General features: G+C 43.6%; 13 protein-coding genes. 8 read left to right on the forward strand and 5 right to left on the reverse strand.

Features of this window, described 5'->3' with window-relative positions:
- The first annotated feature begins 45 nt into the window (after nt 1–45).
- The 8 genes from BLQ57_RS16605 (at nt 46) to BLQ57_RS16640 (ending at nt 7,337) form a co-directional block, all read left to right on the forward strand.
- Nucleotides 46–822 (forward strand): enoyl-CoA hydratase/isomerase family protein, encoded by a 777-nt coding sequence (locus BLQ57_RS16605; protein WP_087940682.1) that lies wholly within the window; start codon nt 46–48, stop codon nt 820–822.
- On the forward strand, nt 823–2,745 hold the full coding sequence (locus tag BLQ57_RS16610) for a RecQ family ATP-dependent DNA helicase (RefSeq protein ID WP_087940683.1): 1,923 nt from the start codon (nt 823–825) through the stop codon (nt 2,743–2,745).
- Nucleotides 2,738–3,331 carry a hypothetical protein gene (locus BLQ57_RS16615; RefSeq protein WP_087940684.1) on the forward strand — a complete coding sequence of 198 codons (594 nt, stop codon included), beginning with the start codon at nt 2,738–2,740 and terminating at the stop codon, nt 3,329–3,331. Before BLQ57_RS16610 ends, BLQ57_RS16615 begins: the two co-directional genes overlap by 8 nt.
- The gene (locus BLQ57_RS16620) at nt 3,331–3,882 is read left to right on the forward strand and encodes an NUDIX hydrolase (RefSeq protein ID WP_087940685.1); all 552 of its coding nucleotides are present in this window, start codon (nt 3,331–3,333) and stop codon (nt 3,880–3,882) included. Before BLQ57_RS16615 ends, BLQ57_RS16620 begins: the two co-directional genes overlap by 1 nt.
- A gap of 8 nt (nt 3,883–3,890) precedes the next feature.
- On the forward strand, nt 3,891–4,328 hold the full coding sequence (locus tag BLQ57_RS16625) for an acyl-CoA thioesterase (RefSeq protein ID WP_087940686.1): 438 nt from the start codon (nt 3,891–3,893) through the stop codon (nt 4,326–4,328).
- Between the two features lie 30 nt (nt 4,329–4,358).
- Nucleotides 4,359–5,066 (forward strand): tetratricopeptide repeat protein, encoded by a 708-nt coding sequence (locus BLQ57_RS16630; protein WP_394331277.1) that lies wholly within the window; start codon nt 4,359–4,361, stop codon nt 5,064–5,066.
- Nucleotides 5,066–6,031, forward strand: coding sequence for an L-threonylcarbamoyladenylate synthase (locus BLQ57_RS16635; RefSeq protein WP_087940687.1), 966 nt, complete (start codon nt 5,066–5,068; stop codon nt 6,029–6,031). The genes BLQ57_RS16630 and BLQ57_RS16635 overlap by 1 nt, the downstream gene beginning before the upstream one ends.
- A 106-nt stretch (nt 6,032–6,137) precedes the next feature.
- Nucleotides 6,138–7,337 carry a phosphoglycerate kinase gene (locus BLQ57_RS16640; protein ID WP_087940688.1) on the forward strand — a complete coding sequence of 400 codons (1,200 nt, stop codon included), beginning with the start codon at nt 6,138–6,140 and terminating at the stop codon, nt 7,335–7,337.
- Between the two features lie 72 nt (nt 7,338–7,409).
- Here BLQ57_RS16640 and tsf read toward each other — a convergent pair whose 3' ends face one another.
- From tsf to BLQ57_RS16665, 5 genes are all read right to left on the reverse strand, one after another.
- On the reverse strand, nt 7,410–8,240 hold the full coding sequence (tsf, locus tag BLQ57_RS16645; RefSeq protein ID WP_087940689.1) for a translation elongation factor Ts: 831 nt from the start codon (nt 8,238–8,240) through the stop codon (nt 7,410–7,412).
- Between the two features lie 151 nt (nt 8,241–8,391).
- Complete coding sequence (rpsB, locus tag BLQ57_RS16650; protein WP_087940690.1) at nt 8,392–9,153, reverse strand: 30S ribosomal protein S2; 762 nt, start codon at nt 9,151–9,153, stop codon at nt 8,392–8,394.
- Nucleotides 9,154–9,192: 39 nt separating this feature from the next.
- Nucleotides 9,193–9,579 carry a 30S ribosomal protein S9 gene (gene rpsI, locus BLQ57_RS16655; protein WP_087940691.1) on the reverse strand — a complete coding sequence of 129 codons (387 nt, stop codon included), beginning with the start codon at nt 9,577–9,579 and terminating at the stop codon, nt 9,193–9,195.
- A gap of 12 nt (nt 9,580–9,591) precedes the next feature.
- Entirely contained in the window at nt 9,592–10,035 is a 444-nt protein-coding gene (rplM, locus tag BLQ57_RS16660; protein WP_087940692.1) for a 50S ribosomal protein L13, read from the reverse strand.
- Nucleotides 10,036–10,203: 168 nt separating this feature from the next.
- A complete protein-coding gene (locus BLQ57_RS16665; RefSeq protein ID WP_087940693.1) occupies nt 10,204–10,914 on the reverse strand; it encodes an RluA family pseudouridine synthase in 711 nt (236 codons plus the stop codon).
- Nucleotides 10,915–11,242 lie beyond the last annotated feature (328 nt).

Below are 11,242 nucleotides of genomic sequence, written 5' to 3' on the forward strand. Positions count from 1 at the left end.
ACCTGATTCTACAGCTAACTTGAAAGCTCAGAAAAAACCCAAAAAATGAAAGACTTTGTTTTGAAATCCATTGAAAATCGAATAGGAACAATCACCCTCAATCGCCCCGAAAAACGAAATGCGATGAGTCCTGAGCTGGTTGTTTCCATGTTGGAGATCTTAGATGAATTTGAGCTGGATGAGGATGTTAAAATTATTCGAATCCGAGCGGAGGGAAAGGCTTTTTGTGCAGGTGCGGATTTGGGATACTTGCAGTCTTTGCAGGATTTTTCTCCACAGGAAAACTTGGAAGACAGCCAGCAACTGATGCGCTTGTTTGATCGGATTTATCAGTTTCCAAAAGTAATCATTGCACAGATTCAAGGGCATGCCTTAGCCGGAGGGTGTGGTTTGGTGACGGTATGTGACTTTGCTTTTTCCGTTCCTGAGGCACTTTTTGGTTATACAGAGGTTAGGATAGGATTTATACCGGCTTTGGTTTCGGTATTTTTGCATGAGCAAATCGGGGCCGCTAAAGCGCAGGAGCTTCTCCTCTCAGGAGAACTGATTTCTGCCTCCAAGGCGGCCGAGTTGGGTTTGATCACCTCAGTAGTGGCTTCGGATTTTTTAGAAAAGTCAGTTCTTGATTTTGCCAGCAAATTAGCGAGTCAAAATTCGGGCAACTCCATGAAGGAGACCAAGGCTTTGCTCAGAAGTATTAACGCCGATCGCCGAAAGGAGGCCTTAGCACATGCTGCCGCGGTGAACGCAAAAGCGCGTTCCCATGAGGATTGTAAGAAAGGAATAGCTACATTTCTTAACAAGGAAACACTCAGCTGGTAAGTGGAAAATAGAGCAAGGGAAATTTTAAAGCAGGTCTTTGGCTGGGATGATTTCAGACCGGTGCAAAAAGATGTGATCGCTGCCGTACTAGAAGGCAGAGACTCCCTTGCCTTATTGCCAACCGGCGGAGGGAAATCCCTTTGCTATCAGATTCCCGGGTTGGTCAAGGAAGGAATTTGCTTAGTTGTGAGTCCGCTCATTGCGCTGATGAAGGATCAACTGGATCAGCTCCGTCGCAGAGGAGTCAGAGCGGCAGCTATTTACTCAGGGATGAGTTATCGGGAGATTGATCGGACTCTGGATAATTGTGTCTATGGGGATTTTAAATTTTTATTTGTCTCGCCGGAGCGATTGAAGTCAGACCTCTTCATCGAGCGCTTTCGACAGATGAATGTGAATTTGATTGCGGTAGACGAGGCTCATTGTATTTCACAGTGGGGGTATGATTTTCGTCCTCCCTATTTAGAAATTGCTGAAATCAGAAAATGGCATCCTAAAGTCAACGTGCTGGCGCTGACCGCTTCTGCGACGCCCCAAGTGCAAGGGGATATTTTGGAAAAGTTGGAAATGAAGTCTCCGGCCATTTTCAGGCAGAGCTTTGCACGAAAAAACCTGAGCTACAGTGTCAGGATAGTTGAAAACAAGCTGGAAAAAGGGAAAGAAATCCTCGATCGCATACCCGGCACGGCGATTTGGTATGTCCGGAATAGACAATCCACCCATCAGATAGCCAAAGCACTGCGGCAGCTCGGAATCTCATCCGGAGCCTATCATGCGGGGCTATCCATGGCCGAACGTGTCAAAAGACAAGAGGAATGGATGAATAATCAGGTGCGTGTCATGGTCAGTACCAATGCTTTTGGGATGGGAATTGACAAGCCGGATGTGAGAGTAGTCATCCACTCTGATCTACCCGAAAACCTGGAAAACTATTACCAAGAAGCAGGAAGAGCAGGAAGAGATTTGATGAAATCCTACGCAGTTTTGCTTTGCAATGAAGAGGATTTTGAGATGGTGCTAGGAAGAGCTGAGCTAGTGTATCCTCCGATAGAATTTGTCCGAAAGGTGTATCAGTGCCTCGCCAACTACTTCAGAATAGCAGTAGGGAGTAATATGCTCAGCAGTTTTGATTTTGAGTGGAGCGAATTTGCCAATACCTATAATCTGGGAGTGTTGGAGACATTTTATGCTTTGAAAGTATTGGAAGAGGAGGGGTTTATTGGGATGAATGAAAGTTTTTTTAGCCCATCAAAAATCCACTTTACGGTCAGCTCTCAACAATTGTATGAGATTCAGATCGCTCATGCTAAGCTTGATCCCGTCATTAAAATCTTGCTACGCACCTACGGGGGTAATCTTTTCTCCGAATACATGGTCATCAATGAATCTAAACTGGCCAAGGGTTTGAATATTGCCGAAAGTCAGTTGATTCGATTTTTGGAGCAGCTCGCCCAAATGGAAGTGATGGCCTATGAAAAACGCAAGGACAAGCCGCAGATTACCTTTTTGACCTCTAGATACGATGCGGGAAAGCTTCCCCTGAATACGGGGAGAATCGCACAGCGTAGAGAATTGACCATAGAAAAGGCAAAAAGTATGGTGGCTTATGCCCAACAGGACCTTATTTGTAAGACACAATTCATTCAGGAGTATTTTGGTGAAGAGAGCGATGAAAATTGTGGAATATGTGATTGGTGCGTAGAATCCAAGAAAAATAAAGATCCAGCAAAAAGGGAAAAGGAGCTTCGGGAAAGGATTTTAAAAACTTTAGCCGATTCGGGAGAGTTAAGACAAGGTGAATTATTTGACAGTTTGCGTCTTCCGCTAAATGAATTTACCTTGAGTGTGTTGAGGAAAATGACAGAGGAAGAAATGGTAAGTGTCGATCAGGAGGGAATGGTAAAAATCTACAATCATGGGTAATTTTCTAGAGGACTTATTGGGGAAAGTATTTAAAGGCTCGGAAAAGGTCCCTGTCAATCATAAAGAGAATTTCAGCCTTAGTTCTTCTGATCTTTTGGAAATCGATCAATGGATGGATTCCACCGAGGGCAAGAATCTATTTAACCTGATTTATAAAAATTACCATTTCAAAAAATCACAGATTAATGATGCGCCACAAGTACATTTGCTGGAATCTCCTTACGCGAATGGTTTTGCAGTCACCTATGATCATCCGCTGACTCCCGAAACTTTTTCCAAGCTATTTTTGGCTTTTTCCAGACGGATTTTAGATTTGGGGTATCAACAGGTGAGTTTGGACCGGAAGATAGAGGAAGTAAATGAGCAGGTGAAAACCACGGAAAAGTTCTACCTTAAGCCACCGCTTCAGGCACCACAGGAAAACCAGAAGATTTCTCAGCTGTTTGGAAATGTAAGCATAGAGAAAATTAGTATTAATAATCAACCGAGTTACCTCAAATTAGTAGTTACTGTCTATTCCGATCGGCTGTATGAAAATGCCAAGCCTTTTGATCAATTGATGGATAGCTTATTCAAATCAGCATGATGAACAGACATACATTAAAAGCACAGCTTCAAAAATACCGTACTCCTTACGAAGAAGAGGCGGCATTTATTGATGGTTTTATCGAGTTGACGGAGGATGATTTGGCTTTCAAAAGAGAGCGCTTGGCTGGTCACTTCACCGCATCGGCATGGATAGTCAATCCTGGGCGAACACATACCTTGCTTACGCTCCATCGGAAATTGGGCCGATGGCTGCAGTTGGGTGGTCACGCAGACGGAAATGAAAAGTTGGCTGAAGTAGCTTTAAAAGAGGCTGAGGAAGAGAGTGGATTGAAGAATTTACGCTTGGTGGAGTCCTCTATTTTTGATTTGGACAAGCATATCATCCCTGAGCGACCCCACGTGCCGGAGCATTTTCACTACGATGTACGCTATTTGATCGAGGCGGATATTCAGGAGAAGCTTGTTATAAGCAATGAAAGTGTTTCTTTGGCCTGGTTTACCTTTGACTCAGTGGTGGATATGATAGGATATAATCCCTCCATTCTTCGCATGCTTGAGAAGACCAGCAAATCAGAAATTCTCCTTTAACGCTTCAAATGGATCAAATTAATATCAAGGAGTATCGTTTTTTTACTCCAGTCCAAGTCCGCTTTTCTGATATCGACGGCTACATGCATGTCAATAATGGGATCTATTTCAATTATTTTGAACATGCCCGAGCAGACTTTCTCTACCGGCACTGCGAATGGAACATCATGGAGATCGGGACGGTAGTAGCCAAGATTGAGATCAATTATATCCGACCTATTCATCTGGAAGATCAAATCAGGGTAGGAGTAAAGGTGGCTAAAATTGGAAACTCCTCTTTTGTGCTCGAGCAGGTATTGGTAGGAAATACTCAGCAGGAGAAAGAAGTGATTTTTGCCAGCAGTCAATGCGTGATGGTCTCAGTAGATATGAAAAGCATGAAGCCCGTTTCCATTCCATCTACTCAGCGGTCTAAATTGGAGGAAATACCTGAAAAGACCGCCTGAATGCCTATCTTTGCGGCAAATTAATTTACCGTGAGAAAACTTTGGATAATAGGGGTCTTGACCCTGATCATAAGTGCCTGTAGTCCCAGTGAGGAAGAATTGATGCAAGCGGGCATTCAGAAAATGGACGAGCAAAACTGGAAAGAAGCCATCAGTTATTTTGATCGAGTGATCGCTCAAAACCCCAATCAATCCACCGCACTCAATGCAAAAGGGGTGGCGCTTTTTCAACAAAAAAATTACCAAGAGGCTATTCCTGTTTTTTCATCAGCTATCTCCGTTGATTCTACCAACTACAAGCCTTGGTTTAATAGGGCAAATGCCAATTTAGAGTTGGAAAATTTCAAACAAGCAGTGGTAGATTACAACATGGCCAATGGCCTTGATCCGCAGCAAACGGATATCTATTATAATCGAGGACTTGCCTTACTAGGACTGGAAGAGTATGAGGATGCGCTTTTGGACTTTGATATGGCTCTTCAGGTGAATCCCAATCAAGCACTGGTACACTTCAACAAGGGAAAAGCCCAATTGGGGAATAATGACCCTTTGGGAGCCATGGAATCCTTGACCAATGCTGTTAATCTTGACGGGAAGAATGCCGCTGCCTATTACCTTTTGGGTGTAACCCGAATGAGTGCTTTGGGAGAAAAAGAAGAAGGCTGTGTGGACCTGAAAATGGCGCTAAATCTGGGGTATACAGAAGCCAAATCTTGGATTGATGAGTTTTGTGATTAATGGCTGAACTGGGTCAGGATATTGCTAAAGCCAAGGAGCTACTAGAGCGTGGGGAGTTGGTGGCCATTCCCACCGAGACCGTATATGGTCTGGCTGGTAATGCATTGAACCCGGATGCAGTTGCTTCGATTTTTGAAACCAAAAATAGGCCTTCCTTTGATCCATTGATCATTCATACCCATTCGGTGGATCGTGTGGGAGATTTTGTGGCCGAATTTCCCGAGGAGTTGAAAAAATTGGCTCAGGCTTTTTGGCCAGGTCCTTTGACTTTGCTTTTGCCGAGGAAAGCAATTATTCCTGATTTGGTAACCTCAGGGCTGGAGCGGGTAGCTGTTCGGGTTCCACACCATTCGCTCACCCAGTCTCTACTGGCTAATTTGGATTTTCCACTAGCAGCCCCAAGCGCCAATCCCTTTGGATACATCAGTCCTACATCAGCGCTGCACGTGGAGAAGCAGTTGGGCGCTAAAATCCCCTATATCTTAGATGGGGGTAGTTGTGAGGTAGGGCTAGAGAGCACCATAGTGGGTATAGAAGATGGAGAGGTCGTGGTGTATAGGCTGGGCGGTCTGGAGATAGCTGAGATCGAGACTATCGTCGGGGAAGTCCGAGTCAAAACTCACAGCAGTAGTAACCCCGCGGCCCCAGGTCTTCTGGAGGCTCATTATGCTCCTCGAAAGCCTCTGATTTTAGGAGACTTGGATAAACTGATTCCAGATTATAATTCAAGAGGAGTGAGCTTTGCCGTGTTGAGTTTGCAGCGTGACTTTTTGCTACTTTCTGATAGACTTCAAATCAAACTCAGCAGCAATGGCAATCTCAAGGAGGCCGCCAAAAATTTGTTTTCTGCTTTGCGGGAATTGGATGAAATGAAGGTAGAAGTGATTCTAAGCGAACTGATGCCTGAAGAAGGGCTTGGCAGGGCGATCAATGATCGGCTTAAGCGCGCATCTGCTGGAAAATAATTGGCTAAGAGCTCAGAAGCCTTTCTTTAGGGGAGATTTTTGCCTGAATTTTTAATAACTTGAAGTCCCATTTAGAATATTCTGAAATCTATATAACACCTATTTTATGAATCCAAGAATCAAAAACGTCGACAATTTAAGTTTTGATGGGATGAAAGCCCTGATCCGGGTTGATTTTAATGTTCCCCTTGATGAGCATTTTAATGTTACTGATGATACCCGTATTCAGGCGGCACTTCCTACGATTACCAAAATCTTGAATGATGGTGGGTCAGTCATTTTGATGTCTCACCTAGGAAGGCCCAAGTCCGGTCCGGAGGATAAATTTTCACTCAAGCATATCGTGCTTACCTTAGAGAAGGCTCTTGGGAAGTCAGTGAAATTTGCTCCAGATTGTATTGGGAGTGAGGCAAAGAACTTGGCTGAAGGCCTGAAGGCAGGCGAGGTTTTGCTTCTCGAGAACCTTCGTTTTTACAAAGAGGAGGAAAAGGGTGATGAGGAATTTTCCAAAAAACTGGCAAGCCTAGGAGATATTTATGTGAATGATGCCTTTGGCACCGCGCATCGAGCGCATGCTTCTACTGCAGTGATAGCGCAGTATTTTGATACTAGGGTTTGTGGGTATTTGATGCTTTCTGAGTTGAAAAATGCAGATAAAGTGCTGGGCAATCCAGAGCGTCCCTATACCGCAATCATGGGAGGAGCTAAGATTTCTGATAAAATCCTAATTATCGAAAGGCTCTTGGACAAAGTAGATAACCTAATTATTGGTGGTGGAATGTCTTATACCTTTGCCAAAGCGCAAGGCGGAAGCATTGGCGATTCCTTGTTGGAGGCCGATAAGTTAGATTTTGTGTTGGAATTGATGGAAAAGGCTAAAGCCAAAGGGGTCAACTTGATTCTTCCCGTGGACACCGTGATTTCTAAAGCTTTTGCCAATGATGCCGAGCAAGGAATGGCCAAAAAAGGGGAAATCCCTGACGGTTGGATGGGCTTGGATATCGGACCTGAGACCCGAACCATTTTTGCTGAGACGGTGCTGAAATCCAAAACAATTTTATGGAATGGTCCCATGGGTGTATTTGAGATGGAATCCTTTGACAAAGGAACGAAGGCTATTGCTGAGGCGGTGGCTGAGGCTACAAGAAACGGGGCTTACTCCCTAATCGGTGGTGGAGATTCTGCTGCCGCGGTCAATAAGTTTGGCTATGGAGATCAGGTCTCTTTCGTATCTACTGGTGGGGGAGCCTTGCTGGAGCATATGGAAGGCAAAGTACTTCCGGGTGTAGCAGCCTTGGAGCCCTAATTTGAAAAAATTGCATAAAAAAAACCTTCCTATATTATCTTGGAAGGTTTTTTTATGATTTTGGGATTACAGTTACCCAATGGAAACTCTCTTGAATGCAGATGCGGTTAATCCTTTGCTCACGCTGTCAAGGTACTGAGCGATCGTTTTGCTGCTGTCTTTGACAAATTGTTGGCTAAGAAGGGTGTTTTCCTTGTAGAACTTATTTAATTTACCCAAAGCAATTTTTTCTAGCATTTCTTCTGGCTTGCCTTCTGCTCTTGCCTGCTCTTTTCCTACTTCGATTTCTCTTTCTACAGTAGAAGCATCTACACCGTCTTTGTCTAGAGCGACAGGATTCATCGCTGCGATTTGCATCGCTACGTCTTTTCCTGCTTCCTCTACGTCGGCACCGCTAGTATTGGTCAATCCTACCAAAACACCCAATTTGCCATTGGAGTGGATGTAAGGAACTACCGCCTCGGCATTGATTACCTCGTAATGAGAGATTTCGATTTTCTCACCGATTTTACCAGTCATTTCGATAATTTTCTCTGCTACGGTGATGGTTTCGAAAGGCAAAGCAAGAATTTCTTCGATAGAAGATGCTCCTTTTTCTACTGCCAAATCGAGAAGGGTATTTGCGAACGCTACAAACTCTTCGTTCTTAGCTACGAAATCTGTCTCGCAAGTCAAAGAAAGGAGGGTTCCTTTAGCTCCGTTTTCGGTTACTTTAGTCACGACAGCACCCTCTTTGGTTTCTCTGTCTGCTCTGGAAGCGGAGACTTTCTGACCTTTTTTGCGAAGGATATCGACTGCTTTTTCGAAATCACCTTCTGCTTCGGTCAATGCTTTTTTACAATCCATCATTCCCGCACCTGTCATTTGGCGCAGCTTGTTTACTTCTTGTGCAGTAATTGCCATTTTATGAGCTGTTTATTGAATTAAACGATATGTACTTATTGAATTTGGTGAACTCAAAGGTCCGCCGAAGAGTAGATAAAACAAAAAATTGAACATCGACCGGAGCCTGATGTTCAATTTTTTTATATTTCAAATCTAAAATAGATGCGTATTACTCTTTGGTGTCAGCATCTACGGCTCTCTTCGCTTCTTCCTCTTCAGAAAGTTTAGCCTCGTCTTTATCTTTCTTACGCTCTGAAAGACCTTCTTCGATGGCTGCTCCGAAAGCTTTTACCAATAGGTTTACTGATTTGAATGCATCGTCATTGGCTGGGATTGGGAAATCCACCTCATTTGGGTTGGAGTTTGTATCTACCAATGCGAAAACAGGGATACCAAGCTTTTGTGCTTCAGCGATTGCGATGTGTTCTCTTTTGATGTCCACAATAAAAAGAGCTGCAGGAAGTCTGCTCAAGTCAGCGATACCGCCAAGTACAGTTTCCATTTTCTCTTTTTGACGAGTGATCATCAATCGTTCTTTCTTCGCCATATTCTTGTAGGCATCTTCCTTCATCATTTTCTCAAGGGAAGACATCTTTTTCAAGGATTTGCGGATCGTAGCGAAGTTGGTCAACATACCACCTAACCATCTTTCGGTTACGTAAGGCATGTTAAGACGACGAGCTTCATCAGCTACCAAGTCTTTCGCTTGTTTCTTAGTAGCGACAAACATCACTTTTTTGCCGGAGCGTACGATTTGCTTTACTGCAGCGGATGCTTCATCGAGGCAGGCAAGCGTTTTATTAAGGTCGATAATGTGGATACCGTTTTTCTCCATGAAAATATATGGAGACATACGGGGATCCCACTTTCTCGTTAAGTGTCCGAAGTGAACACCAGCATCCAGTAAGTCTTTGTATTCGATTTTTGACATGAATAATATTGTTTTCTATTGATTGAAGAATAGATCCGATTAACGCTTGGAGAACTGGAATCTTCTTCTTGCTTTTCTACGTCCTGGCTTCTTACGCTCGACCATTCTTGGGTCACGAGTCAAGAATCCTTCTTTTTTCAGGGGACCTCTGTGCTCTTCGTTGAAGTCACACAAAGCTCTGGAGATCGCCATACGGGCAGCCTCGGCTTGTCCTTTGATACCTCCTCCGTCTACATTGATGCTGATGTCGTAGTTGCCGTCCTCGCCTACAAGAGCAAGAGGTTGCTTCACGACGATCTGATGTAGATCAAATGGGAAGTACACGTTCAGTTCCTGATTGTTTACGGTGATATTACCTTTTCCGGGAGCCATGTAAATACGGGCTACGGAGGTTTTTCTTCTACCGATTTTGTTGATCATTTCCATGAATAATGTCGATTAAAGAGTGATGGTTTTGGGCTGCTGCGCTGCATGAGGATGCTCAGCACCTTCGTATACGTACAGGTTACCGTACATTTTTCTGCCTAATCTGTTCTTAGGCAACATGCCTCTGACAGCTTTTTCCACCAAAATAGAAGAAGACTTTTGCTTCAATATTCTTGGTGTAGAAATTCGCTGACCACCCGGATAACCGGTATGACGTACGTAGACTTTGGAGTCCCACTTGTCACCTGTCAATCTGACTTTGTCTGCGTTGATTACGATGACGTTGTCTCCGCAATCCACGTGTGGGGTAAAGCTAGGCTTATTTTTCCCCCTTAAGATTTTTGCTACCTCACTGGCCAACCGACCCAAAACTGCAGCTTGGGCATCCACAATCACCCATTGCTTCTCTACAGTCGAGTTGTTAGCCGATACGGTCTTATAGCTTAAAGTATCCACTGTGTAACTGTTTAATTTTTAGCTTGTTAAATATGTTCGACCCCCAAAAAGGGACACAAAGATAGAAGTATTTTATTTTCCATGCAAAATATTTCCAAGACTACTTCCTAATTTTCATTGGATTAGCCTCAAAATACCCAAATTTCCATTTGTCTTTTTTGATGAAAATCAGGCTGTTTTCTCCAGCTGTTGGATCAAAACCTGAAAATCCTTGGGATAGGGGGCCTGTACGGTGATTTCTTTTCCGTCCAGTCCTTCAAAACCAATCGAAAAGGCATGCAATGAAACTCGCTGCATGATGGGTAATTCTTCTGTCTCTTTTTTCAAATTGAAGCGACGCTTGAGTGAAGAAAGATAGAGCGGTTTTCCGCCGTAAAGTTCATCCCCGCATATCGGCGACTGTAGGTAGGCCAAGTGTATTCGGATCTGATGCAGTCTTCCGGTAATGGGTCTGCACTCGATCAGCGAATGTGCCCGATAGGTTTTGATGGTGTGAAACACCGTCTGGGCGGGCTTGCCTTCCTTGCCGACTTTGGCAACTCCTTTGGCCGATGCGATGAGGTTGCGGTCTACGAGCTGTTGATCGTATTCGCGGATTCCATCGACGACGGCATGATAGACTTTGTTTACTTTTCTGCTTTCAAACTGCATAGCCAAATGCCTGTAGGCCGCTGGATTTTTGGCAATCACTAGACATCCTGAAGTCTCCTTATCCAATCTGTGGCACAGTTGGGAATCGGGGGTGTGTGCCTTGGCTAAGTCTAAGATGTTCTGCGCTTCGTGTCTATCGTCTAAGCTTGATAGGTACGGCGGTTTGTTGATTACCAGGTAATCCTCGTTTTCAAACAGAATAAGATGTTCAAAATCTACTTTCTTCATGGATTCTCCTGCCTCTTCAAAGAGGCTGCAAAAGTAGGGAAAAATGCTTTGTAAAAAAATAGTATTCGTTTTGACTATAGGTGTTACTAAACCTTATAGGTTTTGGTTAAAAAAAACCATTAAAAAAAAAATAACCCCGCTTAGATAAATATAGAAGGATAAAAAATTAAAATAACTAAAATTTAACTTACTAGTTAAGGGTGGTTTCAGACCCTGGCCAAATCTGTTTTTATTTAATTTTTAATTACTGTCATCCGAGTAACTTTTTGAAGTTGGAAAATAGTGGGTTTCCAGGCTATTTAGGGTGATTTTTCTTTTTTTCTCAAAA

It is taken from the genome of Algoriphagus faecimaris (assembly GCF_900101705.1).
Classification (GTDB): Bacteria; Bacteroidota; Bacteroidia; order Cytophagales; family Cyclobacteriaceae; genus Algoriphagus; species Algoriphagus faecimaris.

Coding starts and splice junctions, on each gene's coding strand:
- tsf (WP_087940689.1), bottom strand. CDS start 8,240: ATGGCAATTACTGCACAAGAAGTAAACAAGCTGCGCCAAATGACAGGT.
- BLQ57_RS16615 (WP_087940684.1), top strand. CDS start 2,738: ATGGGTAATTTTCTAGAGGACTTATTGGGGAAAGTATTTAAAGGCTCG.
- BLQ57_RS16605 (WP_087940682.1), top strand. CDS start 46: ATGAAAGACTTTGTTTTGAAATCCATTGAAAATCGAATAGGAACAATC.
- rpsI (WP_087940691.1), bottom strand. CDS start 9,579: ATGGAAATGATCAACAAAATCGGTAGAAGAAAAACCTCCGTAGCCCGT.
- BLQ57_RS16640 (WP_087940688.1), top strand. CDS start 6,138: ATGAATCCAAGAATCAAAAACGTCGACAATTTAAGTTTTGATGGGATG.
- BLQ57_RS16625 (WP_087940686.1), top strand. CDS start 3,891: ATGGATCAAATTAATATCAAGGAGTATCGTTTTTTTACTCCAGTCCAA.
- BLQ57_RS16635 (WP_087940687.1), top strand. CDS start 5,066: ATGGCTGAACTGGGTCAGGATATTGCTAAAGCCAAGGAGCTACTAGAG.
- BLQ57_RS16665 (WP_087940693.1), bottom strand. CDS start 10,914: ATGAAGAAAGTAGATTTTGAACATCTTATTCTGTTTGAAAACGAGGAT.
- BLQ57_RS16620 (WP_087940685.1), top strand. CDS start 3,331: ATGAACAGACATACATTAAAAGCACAGCTTCAAAAATACCGTACTCCT.
- rpsB (WP_087940690.1), bottom strand. CDS start 9,153: ATGTCAAAAATCGAATACAAAGACTTACTGGATGCTGGTGTTCACTTC.